20 protein-coding genes, 1 tRNA gene and 1 riboswitch are annotated in these 21,876 nt (G+C 68.2%); of the genes, 7 read left to right on the forward strand and 14 right to left on the reverse strand.

The window, feature by feature from the left end:
• Positions 1-254: 254 nt before the first annotated feature.
• Together guaD and TSO5_RS06505 are read left to right on the forward strand one after the other, a co-directional pair.
• Positions 255-1,601, forward strand: coding sequence for a guanine deaminase (guaD, locus tag TSO5_RS06500; protein ID WP_109150836.1), 1,347 nt, complete (start codon positions 255-257; stop codon positions 1,599-1,601).
• 26 nt (positions 1,602-1,627) lie between these two features.
• Positions 1,628-1,751: riboswitch (yybP-ykoY riboswitch) on the forward strand.
• An 83-nt stretch (positions 1,752-1,834) separates the two neighbouring features.
• A complete protein-coding gene (locus tag TSO5_RS06505; protein WP_109150837.1) occupies positions 1,835-2,413 on the forward strand; it encodes a manganese efflux pump MntP family protein in 579 nt (192 codons plus the stop codon).
• Positions 2,414-2,627: 214 nt separating this feature from the next.
• Here the strand turns inward: TSO5_RS06505 and ahpF are convergent, their stop codons facing one another.
• Positions 2,628-4,223 carry an alkyl hydroperoxide reductase subunit F gene (gene ahpF / locus TSO5_RS06510; RefSeq protein WP_109150838.1) on the reverse strand — a complete coding sequence of 532 codons (1,596 nt, stop codon included), beginning with the start codon at positions 4,221-4,223 and terminating at the stop codon, positions 2,628-2,630.
• Positions 4,224-4,623: 400 nt separating this feature from the next.
• Entirely contained in the window at positions 4,624-5,187 is a 564-nt protein-coding gene (ahpC, locus tag TSO5_RS06515) for an alkyl hydroperoxide reductase subunit C (RefSeq protein WP_085092243.1), read from the reverse strand.
• A 251-nt stretch (positions 5,188-5,438) separates the two neighbouring features.
• On the opposite strand from ahpC, the gene TSO5_RS06520 reads away from it, so the two are divergent.
• Positions 5,439-6,350: a hydrogen peroxide-inducible genes activator gene (locus TSO5_RS06520; RefSeq protein WP_109150839.1), complete on the forward strand. Its 912-nt coding sequence runs from the start codon at positions 5,439-5,441 to the stop codon at positions 6,348-6,350.
• Positions 6,351-6,466: 116 nt separating this feature from the next.
• Positions 6,467-7,375 (forward strand): prephenate/arogenate dehydrogenase family protein, encoded by a 909-nt coding sequence (locus TSO5_RS06525; RefSeq protein WP_109150840.1) that lies wholly within the window; start codon positions 6,467-6,469, stop codon positions 7,373-7,375.
• A gap of 25 nt (positions 7,376-7,400) precedes the next feature.
• Here TSO5_RS06525 and pobA read toward each other — a convergent pair whose 3' ends face one another.
• Positions 7,401-8,615, reverse strand: coding sequence for a 4-hydroxybenzoate 3-monooxygenase (pobA, locus tag TSO5_RS06530; protein ID WP_109150841.1), 1,215 nt, complete (start codon positions 8,613-8,615; stop codon positions 7,401-7,403).
• A 161-nt stretch (positions 8,616-8,776) separates the two neighbouring features.
• Between pobA and TSO5_RS06535 the strand changes: the two genes are divergently transcribed.
• The 3 genes from TSO5_RS06535 (at position 8,777) to TSO5_RS06545 (ending at position 11,478) form a co-directional block, all read left to right on the forward strand.
• On the forward strand, positions 8,777-9,766 hold the full coding sequence (locus tag TSO5_RS06535) for a helix-turn-helix domain-containing protein (RefSeq protein ID WP_109150842.1): 990 nt from the start codon (positions 8,777-8,779) through the stop codon (positions 9,764-9,766).
• A 24-nt stretch (positions 9,767-9,790) separates the two neighbouring features.
• Positions 9,791-10,633 (forward strand): serine O-acetyltransferase, encoded by an 843-nt coding sequence (gene cysE / locus TSO5_RS06540; RefSeq protein WP_109150843.1) that lies wholly within the window; start codon positions 9,791-9,793, stop codon positions 10,631-10,633.
• Between the two features lie 113 nt (positions 10,634-10,746).
• Positions 10,747-11,478, forward strand: a complete 732-nt coding sequence (locus TSO5_RS06545) for a DUF3750 domain-containing protein (protein WP_247870617.1) — start codon at positions 10,747-10,749, stop codon at positions 11,476-11,478.
• A gap of 93 nt (positions 11,479-11,571) precedes the next feature.
• Here the strand turns inward: TSO5_RS06545 and TSO5_RS06550 are convergent.
• The 11 genes from TSO5_RS06550 to hisG form a co-directional block, all read right to left on the reverse strand.
• Positions 11,572-11,647, reverse strand: a tRNA-Phe gene (locus TSO5_RS06550).
• Between the two features lie 118 nt (positions 11,648-11,765).
• The gene (gene yacG, locus TSO5_RS06555; RefSeq protein ID WP_109150845.1) at positions 11,766-11,999 is read right to left on the reverse strand and encodes a DNA gyrase inhibitor YacG; all 234 of its coding nucleotides are present in this window, start codon (positions 11,997-11,999) and stop codon (positions 11,766-11,768) included.
• 28 nt (positions 12,000-12,027) lie between these two features.
• A complete protein-coding gene (locus tag TSO5_RS06560; RefSeq protein ID WP_109150846.1) occupies positions 12,028-13,275 on the reverse strand; it encodes a ribonuclease E/G in 1,248 nt (415 codons plus the stop codon).
• On the reverse strand, positions 13,272-13,895 hold the full coding sequence (locus tag TSO5_RS06565) for a Maf family protein (protein ID WP_109150847.1): 624 nt from the start codon (positions 13,893-13,895) through the stop codon (positions 13,272-13,274). The genes TSO5_RS06560 and TSO5_RS06565 overlap by 4 nt, the downstream gene beginning before the upstream one ends.
• Positions 13,896-13,920: 25 nt before the next feature.
• The gene (infA, locus tag TSO5_RS06570) at positions 13,921-14,139 is read right to left on the reverse strand and encodes a translation initiation factor IF-1 (RefSeq protein WP_012977999.1); all 219 of its coding nucleotides are present in this window, start codon (positions 14,137-14,139) and stop codon (positions 13,921-13,923) included.
• Positions 14,140-14,296: 157 nt separating this feature from the next.
• Entirely contained in the window at positions 14,297-15,508 is a 1,212-nt protein-coding gene (locus tag TSO5_RS06575; RefSeq protein WP_109150848.1) for a lytic transglycosylase domain-containing protein, read from the reverse strand.
• Positions 15,509-15,575: 67 nt separating this feature from the next.
• Positions 15,576-17,963, reverse strand: a complete 2,388-nt coding sequence (locus TSO5_RS06580) for an ATP-binding protein (RefSeq protein ID WP_247870618.1) — start codon at positions 17,961-17,963, stop codon at positions 15,576-15,578.
• 415 nt (positions 17,964-18,378) lie between these two features.
• Positions 18,379-18,852, reverse strand: a complete 474-nt coding sequence (locus tag TSO5_RS06585) for a low molecular weight phosphatase family protein (protein WP_109073223.1) — start codon at positions 18,850-18,852, stop codon at positions 18,379-18,381.
• Positions 18,853-18,868: 16 nt separating this feature from the next.
• Complete coding sequence (locus TSO5_RS06590) at positions 18,869-19,351, reverse strand: UPF0262 family protein (RefSeq protein ID WP_085092229.1); 483 nt, start codon at positions 19,349-19,351, stop codon at positions 18,869-18,871.
• A gap of 38 nt (positions 19,352-19,389) precedes the next feature.
• Positions 19,390-20,694, reverse strand: a complete 1,305-nt coding sequence (gene hisD / locus TSO5_RS06595) for a histidinol dehydrogenase (RefSeq protein ID WP_109150849.1) — start codon at positions 20,692-20,694, stop codon at positions 19,390-19,392.
• Positions 20,678-21,355: an ATP phosphoribosyltransferase gene (gene hisG / locus TSO5_RS06600; RefSeq protein WP_109073237.1), complete on the reverse strand. Its 678-nt coding sequence runs from the start codon at positions 21,353-21,355 to the stop codon at positions 20,678-20,680. The genes hisD and hisG overlap by 17 nt, the downstream gene beginning before the upstream one ends.
• Positions 21,356-21,876: the final 521 nt, after the last annotated feature.

Here is a 21,876-nt window from a genome sequence, read left to right on the forward strand (position 1 = left end):
CTCCCGCCTCTCGCACAAACTTCGTTTGTGCTGACGGCGTCAGGCGGATCGAAGATCCGCTGAGAGCCCCGGGAGAGGGGAGGGACCCGCCGCGAAGCGGTGGGAGGGGTGAGGGGTGGTCCAAGGAGCCATGCGGTTCATTATACTTGGATTCCCCCTCACCCTCCCCACTTCGTGGGTCCCCTCCCTCTCCCGGGGCGGGAGAGGGCACTGTCCGCACCGCAAATTAGATACTTATCGCCAGTTGGAACCCCATGCCCGACCAGACCATCGCTTCCCCTATCTCTGCCGCCATTCGTGGGCGCCTGCTCAGCTTCCATCGCGCGCCCGCCGGGCCGGGGGATTTTGATTGCCTGACCTATCACGAGGACGGGCTGCTGCTGGTCGGGGCTGACGGGCGGATTCTGGAGGTCGGGGATTGGGCGAACCTGCGCGGCCGGGTTCCGGAGGGGGTGGCGGTCGACGACCACAGCGGCAAGCTGGTGCTGCCGGGTTTCATCGACACCCACATCCATTTCCCGCAGACCCAGGTGATCGCCTCCTACGGCGCCCAGCTGCTCGACTGGCTGGAGAAATACACCTTCATCGAGGAGCAGCGCTTCGCCGATCCGGCCCACGCCGCGGCCAACGCCGCTTTCTTTATGGATGAGCTGCTGCGCAACGGCACGACGACCGCTGTGGTCTACGGCTCGGTCCATCCGCAGTCGGTCGACGCCCTGTTCGCCGAGGCCGAGGCGCGCGGCGCCGGAATGATCGCCGGCAAGGTGATGATGGACCGCCACGCGCCCGCCGCCCTGACCGATACCGCCGATGGCAGCTATCGCGACGGCAAGGATCTGATCGGCCGCTGGCACGGGCATGGGCGGCAGCGCTATGCGGTGACCCCGCGCTTCGCCATCACCTCGACCGAGGCGCAGCTGGAGGCGGCCGGCGCTTTGCTGCGCGAGCACCCCGGCGTCCATATGCAGACCCACCTGTCGGAAAACACCGACGAGATCGCCGAGGTGCGGCGCCTGTTCCCGGGCGCCCGCGACTACACCGATGTCTATGACCGCTTCGGGCTGCTGGGACCGACTTCGCTGTTCGGTCACTGCATCCATCTGTCGGAGGCGGAGATGGAACGGCTGTCGGAAAGCGGGTCGGTCGCCGTCTTCTGCCCGACCAGCAACCTGTTCATCGGCAGCGGCCTGTTCGACCTCGACGCCCTGTCGAAGCCGGAGCGGCCGGTGCGCACCGCCATCGCCACCGATGTCGGCGGCGGCACCAGCTATTCCATGCTGCGCACGGCGGCGGAGGCCTACAAGGTGCTGCAACTGCGGCGCCAGAACCTGCCGGCGCTCGCCGCCTTGCATTGGATGACGCGCGGCAATGCCGAGGCTCTGGGCATGGCCGACGAGATCGGCAGTCTGGAGCCCGGACGCTGGGCCGACCTCGTCGTGCTCGACCCCGCCGCCACCCCGGCTATGCGACATCGCATGAAGGCGGTGGATGGCGATCTGGAGGAGGAGCTGTTCATCCAGGTGACGCTGGGCGACGACCGTTCGGTGGCCGCCACCTACCTGCGCGGCCGCATCTCGCACCTGCGGCAATCGGGCGCTTGACCCAATCCCCCAGTCCTTGTAGGAGTTCCCCCGTCATTGGGGAGTAGCCACCCGCCGGCAGCGATCTGGCGGGGTTCGCGTCAACAGACTTGGACGGTTCCGGCCTCCGGCCGCTACCGCCATGGCGCGCACGGCGGCCAGAGGGCCGACCCGGCGAGACCAGTGGATCGGGCATCTCCGCGGCCAGCCGGAGTCTGTCTGATTCCACTGTGTTGTCTGGCCTGGGAATAGCCATGATCGCCACGTCCCTCGCGCTTGCCTTCAGCCTTTCGATGGATTCTTTCGCCGCGGCACTCGGCCGCGGGGCCTGCTCGCGCCGGTCCGGCCTGCCCGAGGCGGTGCGCGTGGGCGCGGCCTTCGGCGTCTGCCAGTTCGCCATGCCGCTGGTAGGCTGGGGCATCGGCATCGCCTTCGCCAGCCTCGTGGAAACGGTCGATCACTGGATCGCCTTCGGCCTGCTGCTGGCGGTCGGCGGCGCGATGCTGCGCAACGCCATCATGGACAGCGATGACGAGGGCGAGGAGGATTGCGGCCCGGTGCGCAGCGTGCGGGCCGAATGGCTGGCCCTGCTGACCACTGCCGTCGCCACCAGCATCGACGCCGCCGCCGTCGGCGCCGGTCTGGCGCTGGTCGACGTGGACATGGTGACGACCTCGGCGTTGATCGGCGCGGTGACCTTCGCGGTGGCCTTTGGTGGCGTGCTGATCGGCAAGGCCGCCGGCAATCATTTGGGCCGCTGGGCGGAAATGGCCGGCGGCGTGGTGCTGATCGGCCTGGGCGCCAAGATCCTGCTGGAGCATACGCTGGGGTGAAGTGTTACGGCGTTCGCAGATCGTCAGGCAACGCCAAGCCTCTGGAATAAAGTCACTTTTTCGGTCGTCATTCCCGCGAAGGCGGGAATCCAGCCGTTTCAGCCGCTTCATTGCGGAGCTTCCTGGATCCCCGCCTTCGCGGGGATGACGGCCAAGGAAAGCGCCGGTGCGCATCAAGAGCCGGGGCGACGCATCGCCCCGGCTCTTTCCGTCTTTACTCCGCGGCGATGGTCTCGCGCGCGGGTTCCTCGGCAGGCACCGTGCGGATCAGGTGGTCGAAGGCGGCCAGTGCGGCCTTGGCACCCTCGCCCATGGCGATGACGATCTGCTTGAACGGCACCGTCGTCGCGTCGCCGGCGGCGAAGACGCCGGGCAGCGAGGTCTGGCCGCGGTTGTCGACCTCGATCTCGCCGCGCGGGGTCAGCGCCAGCGTGCCCTTCAGCCATTCGGTGTTCGGCACCAGACCGATCTGCACGAAGATGCCTTCCAGATCGACCCGCTTCAGCTCGCCGCCGTTGCGGTCCTTGTAGGACAAGCCGACGACCTTGTTGCCGTCGCCATGCACCTCGGTGGTCTGGGCCGAGACGACGACGGTGACGTTGGGCAGGCTGTGCAGCTTGCGCTGCAGGACCGCATCGGCGCGCAACTGGCTGTCGAACTCGATCAGCGTGACGTGCGAGACGATGCCGGCGAGGTCGATCGCCGCCTCGACACCGGAGTTGCCGCCGCCGATCACCGCCACGCGCTTGCCCTTGAACAGCGGGCCGTCGCAGTGCGGGCAGTAGGCGACACCCTTGTTGCGGTATTCCGCCTCGCCCGGGACATTCATCGAGCGCCAGCGGGCGCCGGTCGACAGCACCACCGTGCGGGACTTCAGCGAGGCGCCGTTGGCCAGCTTCACCTCGATCAGGCCGCCTTCCTGCGTGGCCGGCACCAGGGCGGTGGCGGTCTGCAGGTTCATCACGTCAACCTCATAGTCCTTGACGTGCTGTTCCAGCGCCGCGGCCAGCTTCGGCCCCTCGGTGTGGGAGACGGAGATGAAGTTCTCGATCGCCATGGTGTCGAGCACCTGACCGCCGAACCGCTCGGCTGCGACGCCGGTGCGGATGCCCTTGCGGGCGGCGTAGATGGCGGCCGCGGCGCCGGCGGGGCCGCCGCCGATCACCAGCACCTCGAACGGGGCCTTGGCCTTGATCTTCTCGGCGGCGCGGGCGACGGCACCGGTGTCGAGCTTGGCGACGATCTGCGCCACGTCCATCCGGCCCTGGGCGAAGGGCTCGCCGTTCAGGAAGACGGTGGGGACGGCCATCACCTGACGCTGCTCGACCTCCTGCTGGAACAGCGCGCCGTCGATGGCGACATGCTTGATCCGCGGGTTCAGCGCGCTCATCAGGTTCAGGGCCTGGACCACGTCCGGGCAGTTCTGGCAGGACAGCGAGAAATAGGTCTCGAAGCGGAAATCGCCGTCGAGGTTGCGGATCTGCTCCAGCAGTTCCTCGGATTCCTTCGACGGATGACCGCCGACCTGCAGCAGGGCCAGAACCAGCGAGTTGAACTCGTGACCCATCGGCAGGCCGGCGAAGGTGACGCCGATGTCGGTGCCGTCGCGCTTGATGGCGAAGGAGGGCCGGCGGGCGTCGGCGCCGTTGCGGTCCAGCGTGATCTTGTCCGACAGCGAGGCGATGTCTTCCAGCAGGCCCAGCATCTCCTGCGACTTCGCCCCGTCGTCCAGCGACGCCACCAGCGTGATCGGGTTGGTGATGCGCTCCAGATAGGCCTTCAACTGCGTCTTCAGATTGGCGTCCAGCATGGCTTTCGTTCCCAACGTCTCGTGTCCGGGGCGGATCGCCTGCGCGGAATCGCGGCGGTCCGGGCGGAGAAATGGTGGCCCGAGTCAAAAGAGCCGGTCGGGCGGGCGGTCTGGCTTTCAAACAGCGAAGAGGTCGGAACGTCATCGTCCTCCCCGCGCAGGCGGGGATCCAGGCTTGGAAAAGGCTGCGACAAAAAGCGCCTGGGTGCCCGCCTTCGCGGGGATGGGGAAACCGATAACGGACCCTGACGACGGGGAGGCTTTTGAAGCCGGCCCGTTTAAAACCTGCCTTGCGGCCGTTCCGGCCGATCAAGGGTACTCGTTTTCAAACCCGCCGGAGCGGGGTGGGAGCCGGCCGGAGCCGGCCCCCGATCCTTAGGATTTCCCTTGCGGGAGAACCTTAGATCTTGCCGACGAGGTCGAGCGACGGGGCGAGGGTCTTCTCGCCTTCCTGCCACTTGGCCGGGCAGACCTCGCCCGGGTGGGCGGCGACGTACTGGACGGCCTTGATCTTGCGCAGCAGCTCCTTGGCGTCACGGCCGACGCCGCCGGCGGTGATCTCGACGATCTGGATCTTGCCGTCCGGGTCGACGACGAAGGTGCCGCGGTCGGCCAGACCGACTTCCTCGATCAGGACCTCGAAGTTGCGGCTGATCGCCAGCGTCGGGTCGCCGATCATGGTGTAGTTGATCTTGCCGATGGCCGGCGAGGTGTCGTGCCAGGCCTTGTGGCAGAAGTGGGTGTCGGTCGAGACGCTGTAGATCTCGACGCCCAGCTTCTGGAATTCGGCGTAGTTGTCGGCCAGGTCTTCCAGCTCCGTCGGGCAGACGAAGGTGAAATCGGCCGGATAGAAGAACACGACCGACCACTTGCCCTTCAGGTCGGCGTCGGTCACGTCGATGAACTTGCCGTTCTTAAAAGCGGTCGCCTTGAAGGGCTTAATCTCGCTGTTGATCAAGGACATTTGTGTTCTCCGATGAGGTGCGATGAATGGTTGTCGCCTCGATCTCCGGCCGGGGGCCGTGACATGCCCGACTTAGTGCGGCGCACCGGGTCGAACAAGAGGGCCTGCCTTGTGGCCCCTGTCACTAGGCCGGGGGTCGGGGCGATGTTCCCGTGTCCCGTTGACCCGAGGAGGAATACGGGAAATCTGTTATCAAGAGAAGTAGAAAATACCAATTGGATTGATCGATAAAACCGATTACATAATCGGGCATGAAACCGCTCCCCACCCTGCGCCAGCTCCGCTATCTCGTCGCCGTTGTCGACCGCTGCCATTTCGGGCAGGCGGCAGAGGCCTGCCTCGTCAGCCAGTCGACGCTGAGCGCCGGTTTGCAGGAGCTTGAGGATCTGCTGGGCGCCACGCTGGTGGAGCGCACGCGCCGCTCCGTGCTGCCGACCCCGCTCGGCCGCGAGATCGCGGAGCGGGCCCGGCAATTGCTGAAGGGGGCGGAGGAGCTGGTGGACATCACCCGGTCGGCCGCCGACCCGATGTCGGGCGCGCTCCATCTCGGCGTGATCCCGACCATCGGACCCTTCCTGATCCCCCGCGTGATGCCGGCCCTGCGCGAGACCTTCCCGCGCCTGCGCCTCTATCTGCGCGAGGATCAGACGGCACGGCTGCTGGAGCAGCTGAATGCCGGTAAGCTGGATGCGGCGCTGCTGGCCTTGCCCTATCCGATGGGCGACCTGGAGACGGAGGACATCGCGGAGGACCGCTTCTCCTTCGTCTGCCCCACCGGCCACCGGCTGAGCGCCGGCGATCCGGCCGAGCCGGTGACGGTCCCGTCGGAGGATCTGCTGCTGCTGGAGGACGGGCACTGCCTGCGCGACCATGCCATGGCCGCCTGCGCGCTGGACGCGACGCCGCACAACACCGCCTTCGAGGGCACCAGCCTGCACACGCTGGTGCAGATGGTGGCGAACGGGCTGGGGGTGACGCTGCTGCCGCAGATGGCGGTCGATTCGGGCATCCTGCGCGGGCTGGATCTGGCGGTTCGCCCGCTGGCCGGCGGCCGGCCGGGGCGGCGGATCGCGCTGGCCTGGCGCCGCACCTCGGGCCGGAAGGAGACCTTCCAGCGGCTGGCCGAAGCGCTCCGGGCGGAGATGACGCGGAAGGACGGCTGAGGGCGACGGCTGGGGAACCGGCCGCGCTCAAAGTATCGCTTGGTCCGGCGGGCGCGAGATGGTTTAAACGGGACGGTTTTTCGCCCGTTCACTCCGCTTTCGGGACACCCTGCGTCATGTCCATCACCGACACCGTTCCCGCCCCTGGCCCCCTGTTCGACCGCGTCGCCATCATCGGCATCGGTCTGATCGGCTCCTCCCTGGCACGGGCGTTGGCGGAGTATGGGATCGCACGGCAGGTCGTCTGCGCCGACCGCAGCGCCGAGGCCTGCGCCAAGGCGCTGGAACTGGGCATCGTGGCGGAGGCCTCCACCGATCCGGCCGTGGCGCTCGCCGGTGCCGATCTGGTGATTCTGTCGACTCCGGTCGGCAGCTACGCCGCGGTCGCCGAGGCCATCGGGCCGCTTCTGCAGCGCGGGACCATCGTCACCGACGTCGGCTCGGTCAAGCAGGCGGCCCTGCGCGACATCGGGCCGCATCTGCCGGACGGCGTCCATCTGATCCCGGGCCACCCGGTGGCGGGCACCGAGCATTCCGGGCCGGAGGCCGGCTTCGCCACCCTGTTCCAGGGCCGGTGGTGCATCCTGACTCCGCCGACCGGGGCCGACCGCTACGCGCTGGAGCGGGTGACGGAGCTGTGGCGCCGCGTCGGCTCCACCGTGGAGATCATGGAGGCCAGCCACCATGACCGCGTGCTGGCCATCACCTCGCACCTGCCGCACCTGATCGCCTACACCATCGTCGGCACCGCGTCGGACCTGGAGGAAGACACCAAGTCCGAGGTCATCAAGTTCTCCGCCGGCGGCTTCCGCGACTTCACCCGCATCGCCGCCAGCGATCCGGTGATGTGGCGCGACGTGTTCCTGAACAACCGCGAGGCGGTGCTGGAAATTCTCCAGCGCTTCACCGAGGACCTGACGGCGTTGCAGCGCGCCATCCGCTGGGGCGAGGGGCAGCAGCTGCAGGACCACTTCACCAAGACGCGGGCCGTGCGCCGGGGCATCATCGACGCCAAGCAGGCGTAAAAGAGGCGCGCGAGCCGGCGGTTTTTCACTCCATCGGCAATCCCACGTAATTCTCCGCCAGCGCCGTCATGGCGGCGCGGGAGTGGACCAGATAGTCCAGCTCGGCCAGATGCACGCGCTGCTCGAAGGGCGACTCCGCGTCATTCCGGTGCAGCATGGTGGTCATCGACCAGGAGAAGCGCTCCGCCTTCCAGATCCGCCGCAGGCAGGTGGCGCTGTAGCCGTCCAGCCCTTCGGTCGTGCCGGATTTGTAGTAGGCGGCGAGAGCGCGCGACAGCACCACCACATCGGCGACCGCGAGGTTCAGGCCCTTGGCGCCGGTCGGCGGCACGATGTGGGCGGCGTCGCCGGCGATGAACAGCCGGCCATGCCGCATGGGATCGCAGACGAAGCTGCGCATGGCGATGATGCCCTTCTGGAAGACCGGCCCCTCCGTCAGCGTCCAGCCATTCCCGTCCTCCAACCGGCGGTGCAGTTCGGACCAGATGCGGTCGTCGGACCAGTTGGCGATGTCGTCCTTGGGATCGACCTGGATGTAGAGCCGCTGCACCTCCGGCGAGCGGGTGCTGAGCAGGGCGAAGCCGCGCTCGTGGTTGGCGTAGATCAGTTCGGGGTGCGACGGCGGCGCCTCGGTCAGGATGCCGAGCCAGCCGAAGGGATAGACCATCTGGTATTCGGTGCGCGCCGCGGCAGGGATCGCCTGCCGGCTCGGCCCGTGGAATCCGTCGCAGCCGGCGATGAAGTCGCAGCGCAGTTCCTCCAGCGGTCCGTCCGCGCCGCGGCGGAACTGCACGCGCGGCGTCTTGCCCTCCAGATCGAGGAACCGCAAGTCGGACACGCCGAACAGGATGGTGCCGCCATCCTCCAGCCGGGCGGAGACGAGGTCGCGGATCACCTCGTGCTGGGCGTAGACGGTGACGCGCTTGCCGCCGGTCAGCTCCGCCATGTCGATATGGTGGCTGCGGCGGTCGAAGCGCAGCGTGATGCCGGAATGGAAATGGGCCTCGCGCATCATGCGGTCGCCCAGCCCCATGTCGTTCATCAGGTCGACCACCCATTGCTCCAGCACGCCGGCGCGGATGGTGCCCTCGATCTCCTCGCGGCTGCGGTGTTCCAGGATCACCGACTCGATGCCCTGGCGGTGCAGCAGGTGGGACAGGAACAGACCGGCCGGGCCGGCGCCGATGATGGCGACCTGGGTGCGGCCGAACTGGATATCAGCCGATTTGGTGGGGTGCATGTCTCTCGCCCTCCTTGGGGACCTGGGGCAGGTGCGCTTTTGCTGATTGTTTTATGCACCAATCATTTGCACTCATGCTATTCCCGGAGGCGGAGGGCCGGACATAGACGAACCGGCGAAAGACTTGTACTTTTCATCGCAAGTCTGCCGGAGCTCGTGCGATGTCCGCCCACGCTGCCCATTCCGGCCACAGCGCCGAACCCATTCCCCGCTATTGGCTGTACGGCGAACCGCCGGCGATGCCGGAGCTGCGCTTCGTCCATATCGAGACGATCCCGGAGCGGATGCGCTTGTACAATTGGGAGGTCCGCCCCCACCGCCATGACGGGCTGAGCCATGCCCTGCTGGTCACGGACGGCGGTGGGCGGCTGACCGCCGACGGGGTGGAGGTGGCGTTCCGCGCCCCGGCGCTGATCACCGTGCCGGCGCAGGTGGTGCATGGCTTCCGCTTCGATCCCGGCACCGACGGCCATGTGCTGACCATGTCGGAGGGGTTCCTGGCCGGTGTGCTGGCCGCCGCACCGGAGGCGGAACTGCGCGAGGCACCGGCCCTGCCGCAGGCTTGGGACCTGAATGCCGGGTCGGATGAGGCGGCTTCGCTCGACCGCTGTTTCGCCGAGATCAGGCGGGAGTTCCGCGCCCACCACATCGGCCGGGCCAGCGCCATTTCGGCGCAGGTGATGATGCTGCTGGTCGCCACCGCGCGGCTGGCGGCCGACCGGCAGCGCGACGAGGCTGGGCGCAACGGGCAGGGGGTGTCGCCCGATTTGCGGCTGCTCGCCCGGCTGCGGCCGATGATCGACGAGCACTTCAGCCGGCATTGGCCGGTGGAGCGCTATGCCGCCGCGCTGGGCGTCACGCCCGGCCGGCTGAACGCTGCCTGCCGCCGGGTCACCGGCCTGTCGACCCTGCAACTGGTCCATGCCCGGCTGATGCTGGAGGCCCGCCGTTCGCTGATCTACACCAGCCACGGCATGGCGGAGATCGGCTATGCCCTGGGCTTCGAGGACCCGGCCTATTTCTCGCGCTTCTTCACCAAGCGCGAAGGGCGGTCGCCGCAGGCTTTCCGCCGGGCGCATGGCGATGGTGGAACGGGAAGCAGCCTTGACGGCAACGGCCTTGACCGGACCGGGGGCGGCTCACCACAGTAACAGCCTTGTTTGCGGGAAAGGGTGATGGCGATGGACAGCCTGGACGTCACGATGCGCGAGGCGGCCGAAACGGTCGAACAGTCGCTGTGGCGCAGCCTGCGCGCCGACGCCGCCCGGGTGGCGGAGGAGGAAAGCGGCCTCGCCCCCTACCTCTATGACGCCGTGCTGGCGCGCGACGGCTTTGGCCCGGCGCTGGCCGCCCTGCTGGTGCGCAAGCTGGCCGACCGCGCCATGCCGGAGGACCGGCTGGCCGCCGTGGTGCGCGACGCCATGGAGGCCGACCCGGCCATCGTCGAGTCCGCCGCCGCCGACCTCGCCGCCATCCTGGCGCGTGACCCGGCGGCCGACGGCTGCCTGACGCCCTTCCTCTATTTCAAGGGCTACCATGCCCTGCAATGGCACCGCGTCGCCCACTGGCTGTGGCGGGGCGGCCGGCACGACCTTGCCCATTTCCTGCAAAGCCGGGTGTCGGAGGCCTTCGCCGTCGACATCCATCCGGCGGTGCCGGTCGGGCGCGGCGTGTTCATCGACCACGGCACCGGCGTGGTGATCGGCGAGACGGCGGTGATCGGCAACGACGTGTCGATCCTGCAGAACGTCACGCTGGGCGGCACCGGCAAGGAGCATGGCGACCGCCACCCCAAGGTGCGCGACGGCGTGCTGCTGTCGGCCGGGGCCAAGGTGCTGGGCAACATCACCATCGGCGCCCACGCCAAGGTCGGCGCCGGCAGCGTCGTACTGAAGGACGTCCCCGGCTGCGCCACCGTGGCCGGCGTGCCCGCCAAGGTCGTCGGCTGGTGCCGCGACGAGCCGGCGCCGGCGCTGACCATGGATCAGAGCCTGCAGCAGGGCGATTACAGCATCTGAGCCGCCTTTGCGCTGTCCCTCCGCTGTCACCGGAAATCCGCCGTCGCAATGACTACATGGAAGGCGGGCGGTAATAGGGCGCGAGGGCCGTGAGGGTGCTGCTGGCATTTTTGTTGACGCTGGTCCTCCTGCTGGCCGGGCCGGTGTTCCTGCTTGCTTCCGGCGCGGTGCCGACGGCGGTCGACTGGAACCGCATCGACCGCAGCCCGGTGGGCCTCGCCCCCGATGCGGCGACGACGCCGGAAGCGGTGGTGCAGGTCTATGCCGCCCGCGTGCTGTCCTGGCGCGGCGCCTTCGGCGTGCATCCCTGGTTCGCCGTCAAGCCGACCGGCGCCCGCAGCTATACGGTCTACGAGGTGATCGGCTGGCGCGCCTATCGCGGTCTGTCGGTGGTCTCCGTCAGCAACCGCGATCCCGACGGCCGCTGGTTCGGCGCCCAGCCCATTCTACTGGGTGAGCTGCGCGGCCCCGCCGCCGAAGCCGCCATCCCCAAGATCGCCAAGGCTGCCGCCAGCTATCCCTATGCCGGCGAGTACCGCGTCTGGCCCGGCCCCAACAGCAACACCTTCGCCGCCTGGGTCGCCCGCGCCGTGCCGGAGCTGCGTCTCGACCTGCCCTCGACCGCGTTGGGCAAGGATTACCTGGGGCGTGGGGTGTTCGCACGGGCGCCGAGCGGCACCGGCTGGCAGATCAGCCTGTTCGGCGTCGCCGGCCTGCTGCTGGCGCTGGAGGAGGGGCTGGAGGTCAATTTGCTGGGTCTGACGGTGGGAATCGACCTGCTGGACCTTGCAGTGAAACTGCCGGGTATTGGACGAGTAGGGTGGTCAGAGTCCGAACCGCTTTGAGAAGAGCGAAAGAACTTGATGATACGTGGGAAGAGTATGGTCAGTTGGCTTGAACGGATCACACCATCCAAACCTTGAACTTCGAAGGGAGGATGGTGCCCAGGGACGGAGTCGAACCGCCGACACGGGGATTTTCAGTCCCCTGCTCTACCAACTGAGCTACCTGGGCATCTCGGCGCCGCTTGGTGGGTGACCGTTTCGGTCGGTGCGGCGCGTCGTGTGGGGCGCTTTTTAGAGGGGTTCGGACGGGCTGTCCAGAGGAAAATTCAAAAAAATTTAGACCCGTCTCACGCCTCCTCATCGGGGTCGGATCCGCCGGGCGCGGCGGGGGGTTCCGGGCTCTCGATGCGGTAGACGCCGCCCAGCCAGCGCGACAGATCCACATCGGCGCAGCGCTTGGAACAGAAGGGGCGGGTGGCCGGTTCGGTCGGGCGGCCGCAGATCGGGCAGTTGGTGCCCGCCTTGGCGCCGGCATGGGTGTGGGAGCGCTGCGGGGCGCCGGGGGATTGGGGGTCGGACAAGGATGGCCTCCGTAACGGATAACAGCGGTCAGGGCCGCAGCAGGGCTGCCAGTGGCGTGCCGCGGCGGGCGCGGGTCAGTTCGACCAGGCCCAGTTTGGACATGCCGTAAACTTGGGTCTGCACCGGGTCGCTTTCCACCGCCTGCGACAGGGCGGCCAACACGCGCTCGGCATCGCCGCGGCTGCGCATGTTGACGAAATCCACCACCACGATGCCGCCGACGTTGCGCAGGCGAAGCTGGCGGGCGATCTCCGCCGCGGCGTCGAGGTTGACGTCCAGCGGGTTGCCGCGCTCCCCGGCATTGACGTCGACCACCGTCAGCGCCTCCGTCCGCTCGATCACCAGCGAACCGCCGAGCGGCAGCGGCACCCGGACATCCAGAAGCTCCGCAATCGCGGAGTCGAGGTCGCGCAGGTCGAACAGGCGCTGGGCATCCTTATGGGCGCTCAGGCGCGGCAGCAGGTCGGGGGCATGGCGGTCGCACCAGTCGCGCAAGGCCGACAGCAGCGGCCCGTCGCCCATTCTGATCCCGCCGGCTGGAGTCGGGTCGTCGACCAGTATGGCGGCGGGGGCGGCGGCTCCCTGCTCGATCAGGGCGCGGGTGGGGGCGTCGGGGCCGGGATGCAGCAGGCGGGGGGCGGAGCCGGCGCGGGCGTCGTCGCGGATGGCGCGCCATTGCAGATGCAGTGCTTCCGACTCGGCGGCCAGAAGATCGTCGGAGACCTGGGCTGCACCGGCCCGCACGATCCAGCCGGCACCGGTGGCGAGCTGTTCGATGCGGCGGGCCAGCGCGGCACGCTCCGGACCGGTTCCGAGGCGCTTCGATACCGCGATGTCGCGGCCGAGCGGGGCGTGCACCAGGAAACGGCCGGGCAGGGTGATGTCCATCGTCAGCGACGGACCCTTCGACCCGGTGGCGTCGGCCTTCACCTGCACCAGCACCGGCTGGCCGGTGCGCAGCAGCGCGCCGATGGGCGCCGGCTTGGCGCCGGGGCGATGGGAGCGCGACTGCGGAGAGTCGTCGTCGAGGATTGGACGGCGCACGTCGGCGGCCGGCAGCAGGCCGGACAGGCCGCCCCCCAAGCCATTTCCCAGATCGATGAAGGCGCCGTTCAGCCCGGTGGCGATTCGCTCCACCCGGCCCAGGATGATGGCGCCCAGCAACGACGGGCGGTCGGCATGGTCGATGTGCAGGTCGGTCAGGCGGCCGTCGGCCAGCACCGCCGCCCGCGTCAGCGGGCCGTCGCGGTCGACCAGCAGCTCAAGCCTGCTCATTGCTCGGGAGGTGTCGGGGGAAGAAGCGGGAAGCCGGCGCCATGCAGCATGCCGGCGACCTCGTGCAGGGACAGCCCGACGACGTTGCTGTAGGAACCGCCGATCCAGCGGACCAACGCCCCCGCCCGGCCCTGGATGGCATAGCCGCCGGCCTTGCCCTTCCATTCGCCGGACGCGATGTAGGCGTCGGTTTCCGCCCGGTCGAGCACCTTGAAGGTGACGTCGGTGCGGACCAGCCGGTCGATTCGGCGGTGGCCTTCAGGTCCGGGGATCAGCAGGACGATGCCGCCGATCACCCGGTGCCGCCGGCCGGACAGCAGGGACAGGCAGCGTCGCGCCTCCTCCTCCCGTTCGGCCTTGGGCAGAATGCGGCGGCCGCAGGCGACCACGGTGTCGGCGGCGAGAATCCACGAATCGGGATGGCGCGCGGCGACGCACGACGCCTTCTCCGCCGCCAGACGCAGGGCGTGCTGGGGCGGGAGTTCGTCGCGCAGCGGCGTTTCGTCGAGATCGGCGGGATCGACCGCGTCGGGCACGATGCCGATCTGGCGCAAAAGGTCGAGCCGGCGGGGCGAGGCCGAAGCCAGCACCAGCCGGGGCGCCTTGGACGGGATCGTCACGGGGAACCGCGATGCAGCAAGGATGCTACTTGAACCGGAAGGTGATGCGGCCCTTGGTCAGGTCGTACGGCGTCATTTCCACATTGACGCGGTCGCCCGCCAGGACGCGAATCCGGTTCTTCCGCATCTTGCCGGAGGTGTGCGCCAGAACCTCGTGATCGTTGTCGAGCTTCACCCGGAACATCGCGTTCGGAAGCAATTCGACGACGGTCCCGGAAAACTCGATCAGATCTTCCTTTGCCATAGGCCCTTATGTCCGTCCTAATAGTTTCGCGGCAATAACTGACCTTCCAAGGCCGCCGGGTCAAGGGGGATTCCCACCACCGGTGCGTTCGGCCGCAGCCATCCGCGCGGGGCAGCCCCGCGTTGTGTGGCGAAAATACCCTGTAACCCCTGCCGCGTCAGACCGCCTGATAGGGGTTGAGCGGCGATGCGCCGCCTTCTTCCAAGCGGCGCGGCTGTTCCAGCGCCTTGCCGATCGCCGCGAACATCTCGCGCTGGTCGATCTCCATGCGGCGGGTCAGGCGGCCCACCGTTTCGGCCGCAGTGAGTGCGCGGCCGGTGGAGCGGTCGTGGAACAGGTTGTGATTCGCCTTCGCCGCGCTGGGCAACAGGTCGGCGGCGACGGCGCCGGGGCTCAATTCGGCGGCGCGAATCAGCTTCGCCGCCCCGCCGGAGCCCAGAACATAGGCCATGCGGCTCTCCGATTCGCTGGCCGGGCGGCCCAGCCGCTTCTCCAGCGCCTCGCGCCCCTCGGCCAGATAACGGGCGGCCATGCCGGCCGACAGGTCGACATCGTGGCGCAGCTCCAGGATCTGGCGGCGGATCGCCGGATCCTTGACGCTGGACACGCCGTTGCGGACCTGGATGTGCGAGGCCAGCTCGCCCTGGCCATAGGCGGCGCCATGGCGGCGGAACAGGTCGAGCCACGTCGATTCGAGGAACTGGAACGGGCCGGCGGCGGAGCTGCGGCTGTTCCTGGCGCCGGGGTCCAGCCCGCTTTCCTGGGTGGCCTGGGCCAGGATCGCGGTGAAGCTGTGGCCCGACAGGCCGGCGACCTGCTGCGAGGCGACCAGCACCCGCGTGGCGGTCGGATCGTCGGAGTTCACCGCCTTCACCGTCTCCGCCACCTTCTTCGAGCTTGGAGTCGGGCCTTGCGCCACCGCCGGCCCCACCACCGGCGCCGCCGGCTTCAGTCCTGGCAGGCGCGCGCGTGGCGCCGCTGCCTCGCCATCCGCCGACGCGGAGTTCGCCAGCATGACAGGCGTCTCCGAATTGACGGCGGGCGGCTTGACAGCCGGGAGCGGCACGACCGTACCGTCCGCCAGACGGATGGGGGTGACCGGCTTGGCCGCCGGAAAGGGGACCTGGGTGCCGTCGGTCAGCAGGATCGGGGCCGGCGGCTTGGCGGCCGGCAGGGGCGGTGCCTTCTGACCGCCCTGGAGCCTGCCGTTGGTCGGACGGCCGACGGGCGCGGCCTCGGTGCCGGGCCGATTGGTCTGGACCAGCGCGTCACGGAAGGACGACTCGCCGCCGGCGCCATCGGCCAGCGACGGGGGACTGTCGGGCTTGCGCTCCGGAACGGGGGCGAGAGGGGGCTGCGCAACCTTCATGATACACACTTCGCTGCAGACCGGCCGAGCCTGCCGGGAGAGGTGCAGCCACTATAGCACCGACTCGTCAGCTGTGCGCGATCAACTGCGGACGCGGGGGTTCATCCTGACCATCGTCGGGCGGTTCGCTGCCAGCCGGTCCGCTGCCACCCGGTCCGCTGCCACCCGGGCCATTGTCCGCGTGCCCGACGCGAACCCAGCGGCCGATCGCGGCCAGCAGCTTGGTTTTCTCCAGCGGCTTGGCCAGATGGGCGTTCATGCCCGCCTGCAGGCAGCGTTCGACCTCCACCTGCAGGACGCCGGCCGACAGGGCCAGGATCGGGATGCGGCCGACCGGTCCGGGCAGGGCACGGATGCGGCGGGTGGCCTCCAGCCCGTCCATCACCGGCATCTGCACGTCCATCAGCACGAGGTCGTAGGTCTGCTCCTGCACCGCGGCGACCGCGGCGGCGCCGTCTTCCACGGCATCGACATGGTGGCCGGCCTTGGTCAGCATGGTCACCGCCAGATCGCGGTTCATCGCCAGATCCTCGGCCAGCAGGATGCGGGCGCCGGGGCTGCCGGGCTCGCTTCCGACGAGGGGGGCCCCATCGCGCTGGACCGCGGCGCTGCCGGCGGGCAGCAGCGGCAGCGAGAACCAGAAGGTGCTGCCGCTGCCGGGCCGGCTTTCCATGCCGATCTCGCCGCCCATCAGCTCCACCAGCCGGCGACAGATGGCCAGCCCCAGTCCGGTGCCGCCGCGCCCGCGTTCCAACTGGGTGAAGCGCTGGAACAGGTCACGCTGCCTTTCAGGCGCGATGCCGATCCCGGTGTCGGTGACCGTGAAGGTGCAGATGCGGCCGCCGCCGGGCTTGCCGGCCGTCCGGCTGCCATCATCGTCGATCGCCTTGACCGTCAGCCGGACCGAGCCACGGTCGGTGAACTTCACCGCGTTGCTCAGCAGGTTCAGCAGGATCTGGCGCAGCCGGTCGGGGTCGCCCATGACGAAGCCGCGGGCGGTGGCGGAAATGCTGGTCTGCAGCTCCAACCCCTTCTGTTCGGCGGCCAGGCGGACGATGGCGACGCAGCGGTCGGCCAGATCGTCCAGCCGGAAGGGCACGCTGACCAGATCGAGCCGTCCCGCCTCCAGCTTCGACAAGTCGAGCACGTCGTTGATGACGGTCAGCAGCGACCGCCCGGCATCGCGCACCTGCGAGGCGTAGCGCCGCTGTTCGGCCGTCAGCGGGGTTTCCAGCAGCATCTCCGCGAATCCGATCACGCCGTTCATCGGCGTGCGAATCTCGTGGCTCATGGTCGCGAGGAATTCCTCCTTGGCGCGGCTGCCGGCCCGCGCCTCCTCCATGGCGGAGCGCAGCTCCTGCTCGCGCTGCTTCAGGCGGCGCGACATGTTGTTGAAGGCGTGGGAGACGACGCGGAATTCATGCGGCGCCCGCTCCGCCTCGATCACGGTGCCGCCGCCGCCGTCGCCGATCCGGGTGGCCGCGCTGCCCAATTCCCACACCCAGCGCAGGACGGAGGCGCGCAGCAGGACCCACAGCGCGGTGACGCTGACCAGCGCGGCGATGCCCAGCAGCCCCAGGCTCTGCCAAAGGTCGCGCCGCGCCTCCGCGATGATCGGGCTGGTCGGCATGCCGACGGCGAAGATCGTGTCGGTTTCGTCGGAATGGCGGAAGGCCCACAGCCGGTCGCGCCCGTCGGCGCTTTCTGAATCCAGGAAGCCGTCCCGTTCCTTCAGCATCTGCTGGACATGGCGCATCTGGCCGACATTGCGGTTCAGCCAGCCTTCCGGATCGGGCTGGCGGGCGACGATCACGCCGTTGCGGTCCAGCACCATCACGCGGGCGTCGGGCTGCTTCAGCACCTTCACCAGATCGGTCAGCCAGGTCAGGTCGACGGCGACACCCATCACGCGGACGATCCGGCCATTCTCGATGATCGGGCTGGCGACGATGATCAGCGGCTTCAACGAGCGCTTGCCGATGATGAAATCGCTGACCACCCAGCTTTTGGTGTCGAGGACGCGCTGGAAATATTCGCGTTCGCGCAGCGAGATGCCGGCGCCCGGGCCGGTGGTGTCGCAGATGATGTTGCCGTCGGCGTCGGTCAGCCAGACGCCGGTGGTCCAGCGGTGCTGGCGCGGCATCGGCGCCAGGGTGGCGACGCAGCCGTCGGTGTCGGTCGGCGTGGCGTTGCGGATTGCCGGCACCAGCGACAGCACGCCCAGCAGGTTGCGCGCCTCGCCGATCAGGTCATGCTGGCGCTGCACCCCGTCGTCGGCCAGATGCAGGGCCAGTTCGCGCGCGGCGCCGATATGGTCGTCGAGCTGCTGGTCGGCGAGATAGAGCGCGCCAACCAGCGGCAGCGCCAGCGAGGCCAGCACCACGCCCATCAGGCGCGCGCGCAGGCTGCGCGGGCTGAAGACGCGGAGAAGGCGGGGCATCAGACCGGCGGGCATGGATGGACGGCTCTCCGCGCGAAAATTCGTCGACGCTCCCGAGCCTATGGCGGCACGCGGCGCGTTGCGATGACACAGCTCAATAACATTGGCGGGGATGCACTGTGAACTGCCCGCAGCGCAAAAAGTTGCAGAATGCCAAAATTATTACCGACCATGCCGTGTGGCGGCCTGCGGCAGAAGACGCGAACGCGGCCGGTGGGGACCTGCCGCTAAAGTGCGATCGTTTCAGACGGACTCGTCTGGAACGTGAATCGCACGGAAAATCAAACGGCTAGATCGGATCGCGTAAAATCGGGATCGATTTGGAGCGTGAATCCGATCGCCAACCATAAAGCTACAGCGCCGTGCGTTTCATATTAAACGCACGGCTCTGTAGAGTTCATCTGATACTTCAATAAGCATCAGATGAACTCTAGACCGTCGGGCCGCGAGTCAGGGGGAAGCGCTGTTTAACCTTGTCCAGCAGGCCGTCGCGGACCTGCCGATAGGCTTCCAGCATGGCGTCGCGGGTGCCGTCGACCAGGGTGGGGTCGAAGGTGTTCCAGAACTCCACGTCGCAGGCCATGGTGCGCGTCATCTCGATGGCGCGGTGCTGCGCCTCGGGCGACAGCGAGACGATCAGGTCGAAGTTGGTGTCTTCCAGATCCTCGAAGGTGCGGCAGCGGTGCTTGGACAGGTCGATGCCGATCTCCTCCATCACCGCGACGGCGAAGGGATCGACCTCGTCGCCCTCGCGGACGCCGACCGAATCCACATAGACGCGGGTGCCGTGGTAATGGCGCATCATCGCCGCCGCCATCGGCGAACGGATCATGTTGTAGGTACAGGCGAACAATACGCTCGTGACCGGCAGGGATGTGAGGACCGGGGTCGCCGCCATGGCCATGCGCCGCCCGTGCCCGTCAGCCGCGAATGTGCAGAACGCAGATCAGCGTGAACAGCCGGCGCGCGGTCTGCAGGTCCATCTCCACCTTGCCGGCCAGACGTTCGCGCAGCATCTCGGACCCCTCGTTGTGCAGGCCGCGGCGGCCCATGTCGATGGCCTCGATCTGCGAGGGCGTCGACCGCTTGATGGCGGCGTAATAGCTCTCGCAGATCAGGAAATAGTCCCGCACGATCGAGCGGAAGCCGGTGATCGGCAGCATCAGCCGGTCGAGCACGCTGTCGTCCTCGCGCCGGATGTCGAAGACCAGCCGGTTGTCCTCGATCGACAGGTGCAGGTGGTACGGCCCGTCCTCCGCGAAGTCGCAGGGGCAGAACTCGTTGTCCTCCAGCAGGTCGAAGATGGCGACGGCGCGCTCATGCTCGACCTCCGGCTTGTGGCGGACGACACTCCGCTCGTCGAGCGTCACATGGGTGATGCGCCGCTTGCTCTTCGTCGTCACGCCCCGCCTCCCCCCGCTGTCTTCGGTCTTTGTAGATCTTAGTCTTTATAGCCCGGCAGCCGCTGCGCGACGGAACGCGCGTGCGCCTCCAGCCCCTCGGCCATCGCCAGCGTCACCGCCGCCGGGCCGATGGCCCGCAGGCTGTCGGCGTCGCAGGCGACGAAGGTCGTCCGCTTCATGAAGTCCAGCACGTTGAGGCCGGAGGAGAAGCGGGCGCTGCGCGCCGTCGGCAGCACATGGTTGGGACCTGCGACGTAATCGCCGATGGCCTCCGGCGTGTAGCGGCCGAGGAAGATGGCGCCGGCATTGCGGATCTTCGCCGCCAGCGCATCCGGATCCTCTACCGCCAGCTCCAGATGCTCCGGCGCCAGCCGGTCGACCAGGGCCGGAGCGTCGGCCATCAGGTTGCCGACCAGCACGATGGCGCCATGCTCGCGCCAGCTTTCACCGGCGATTCCCGTGCGCGGCAGCGTCTCGAGATGCTTGTCCACCGCCGCAGTGACCGCGTCGGCGAAGGCGGCATCGTCGGTGATCAGGATCGACTGGGCCGAGGTGTCGTGCTCCGCCTGCGACAGCAGGTCCATGGCGATCCAGGCCGGATCGTTCTTCCCATCGGCGACCACCAGGATCTCCGACGGGCCGGCGATGCTGTCGATGCCGACGAGGCCATAGACCTGCCGCTTGGCGGCGGCGACGAAGGCGTTGCCGGGGCCGACGATCTTGTCGACCGGCCGGATCGTCGCCGTGCCGTGGGCCAGCGCCGCGACCGCCTGGGCGCCGCCGATGCGGTAGATCTCGTCGATGCCGCAGCGCTTGGCGGCGGCCAGCACCAGCGGGTTGATCGCCCCGTCCGGCGTCGGCACCACCATGACGACGCGCTCCACCCCGGCGACCTTGGCCGGCAGGGCGTTCATCAGCACCGAGGACGGGTAGGAGGCGGTGCCGCCCGGCACATAGAGGCCGACGGCGCCGACCGCCGTCCAGCGCGCGCCCAGCCGCACCCCGGCGGCGTCGCGGTAGTCGGTGACCTCCGGAATCTGGCGGCGGTGGAACTCCTCGATCCGCGCGGCGGCGAGGTCCAGCGCCTCCAGCGTCTCGGCCGAGCATTTGGCCGTGGCGGCGTCGATCTCGTCCTGGCCGATGCGCAGGGTCTCCGCCGTCAGGGTCTGGCGGTCCCAGCGGGCGGTGTAGTCGATCAGGGCGTCGTCGCCGCGCGTGCGCACCTGCTCGATCACCCCGGCGACCAGCGTCTGGACATCCTCGCTGGCCTCGCGCTTGGCGTGCAGCAGCGCCTCGAACCCGGCGGCGAAGTCCGCGTCGCGAATATCAAGCCTGACGGGCATTCACCGCCTCCCGGAACTTGTCGATCCACTGAGAAATCTCGGCCGTCCGCGTCTTGAAGGCGGCGCGGTTGACGATCAGGCGCGAGGTGACGTCGGCGATATGCTCCACCTCCACCAGCCCGTTGGCCTTCAGCGTCGAGCCGGTGGAGACCAGATCGACGATGCGGCGGCACAGGCCCAGCGTCGGCGCCAGTTCCATCGCGCCGTTCAGCTTGACGCATTCGGCCTGGACGCCGCGGGCGGCGAAGTGGCGCTTGGTCACCTCCGGGTATTTGGTGGCGACGCGCACATGGCTCCAGCGCGACGGATCGTCGCCCTCCATCATCTCCACCGGTTCGGCGACCGACAGCCGGCAGGCGCCGATGCCGAGATCGAGCGGGGCGTAGATTTCCGGATAGTCGAATTCCATCAGCACGTCATTGCCCGCCACGCCCAGATGGGCGGCGCCGAAGGCGACGAAGGTCGCCACGTCGAAGGAGCGGACACGGATGATGCTGAGGTTCGGCACATTGGTGGCGAAGCGCAGAAGCCGGCTCTTGTCGTCGTCGAAGGCCGGCTCCGGATGGATGCCGGCATGGGACAGCAGCGGGCGCAGTTCCTTCAGGATGCGGCCCTTGGGCAGGGCCAGCACCAGCTGGTCGTCAACCGGTGTGGCCGTCATCGCGGCGGCAGTCACCCCTTGGGCGCTGGGATCGGCGGACAAAACACTCTCCTCGCATCGCTCGCCGGGGCGATGTGCATGCCCCGGATGAACCATCGACGCGATAGATAGCACATTCCACGCGCCCGTCACCTGTCGCTGTCGCGTCTGCGAGATTTTACGCAAAAATTATGCTCAATGATGAATTTCACACAAATCAGAAAAATGAGTTTGACCAAACCCCATCGAAAGAGTAGATAAAAATTCATGGACGCCCCACCCGGGCATCCCGCGGCAATTTGACTTCTGCAGCTTGCGCCGCGTCACCAAACGCTAAAGCGCCACGATACCGGTCGTGGACCTCTTCAAGAAGGAGAGACCGGAATGACCTCGCGAGTTTCCGCTCCCCCATCCGTGCTTCGGACCGCGTTCCCGGCCTGCATGATGCGTTCGGGCCTGTGTTGCCGCTGACCTGCGGCACAACAACACAGCGCCCATCCCGCACATCCGCCAGTCCCGAACGCCAGAGCCGAACATCGTTG

The organism is Azospirillum sp. TSO5, assembly GCF_003116065.1.
Lineage (GTDB): Bacteria > Pseudomonadota > Alphaproteobacteria > Azospirillales > Azospirillaceae > Azospirillum.

Excerpts from the sequence above, each read along its gene's own strand:
- TSO5_RS06560 (WP_109150846.1), bottom strand. The coding sequence starts at position 13,275 with ATGAGCAGGCTTGAGCTGCTGGTCGACCGCGACGGCCCGCTGACGCGG.
- TSO5_RS06580 (WP_247870618.1), bottom strand. The coding sequence starts at position 17,963 with ATGCCCGCCGGTCTGATGCCCCGCCTTCTCCGCGTCTTCAGCCCGCGC.
- ahpF (WP_109150838.1), bottom strand. The coding sequence starts at position 4,223 with ATGCTGGACGCCAATCTGAAGACGCAGTTGAAGGCCTATCTGGAGCGC.
- hisG (WP_109073237.1), bottom strand. The coding sequence starts at position 21,355 with ATGACGGCCACACCGGTTGACGACCAGCTGGTGCTGGCCCTGCCCAAG.
- pobA (WP_109150841.1), bottom strand. The coding sequence starts at position 8,615 with ATGCACCCCACCAAATCGGCTGATATCCAGTTCGGCCGCACCCAGGTC.
- infA (WP_012977999.1), bottom strand. The coding sequence starts at position 14,139 with ATGGCAAAGGAAGATCTGATCGAGTTTTCCGGGACCGTCGTCGAATTG.
- TSO5_RS06520 (WP_109150839.1), top strand. The coding sequence starts at position 5,439 with ATGAAACCGCTCCCCACCCTGCGCCAGCTCCGCTATCTCGTCGCCGTT.
- TSO5_RS06575 (WP_109150848.1), bottom strand. The coding sequence starts at position 15,508 with ATGAAGGTTGCGCAGCCCCCTCTCGCCCCCGTTCCGGAGCGCAAGCCC.
- ahpC (WP_085092243.1), bottom strand. The coding sequence starts at position 5,187 with ATGTCCTTGATCAACAGCGAGATTAAGCCCTTCAAGGCGACCGCTTTT.
- TSO5_RS06585 (WP_109073223.1), bottom strand. The coding sequence starts at position 18,852 with ATGGCCATGGCGGCGACCCCGGTCCTCACATCCCTGCCGGTCACGAGC.
- TSO5_RS06535 (WP_109150842.1), top strand. The coding sequence starts at position 8,777 with ATGTCCGCCCACGCTGCCCATTCCGGCCACAGCGCCGAACCCATTCCC.
- TSO5_RS06505 (WP_109150837.1), top strand. The coding sequence starts at position 1,835 with ATGATCGCCACGTCCCTCGCGCTTGCCTTCAGCCTTTCGATGGATTCT.
- hisD (WP_109150849.1), bottom strand. The coding sequence starts at position 20,694 with ATGCCCGTCAGGCTTGATATTCGCGACGCGGACTTCGCCGCCGGGTTC.
- cysE (WP_109150843.1), top strand. The coding sequence starts at position 9,791 with ATGGCGATGGACAGCCTGGACGTCACGATGCGCGAGGCGGCCGAAACG.
- TSO5_RS06525 (WP_109150840.1), top strand. The coding sequence starts at position 6,467 with ATGTCCATCACCGACACCGTTCCCGCCCCTGGCCCCCTGTTCGACCGC.
- guaD (WP_109150836.1), top strand. The coding sequence starts at position 255 with ATGCCCGACCAGACCATCGCTTCCCCTATCTCTGCCGCCATTCGTGGG.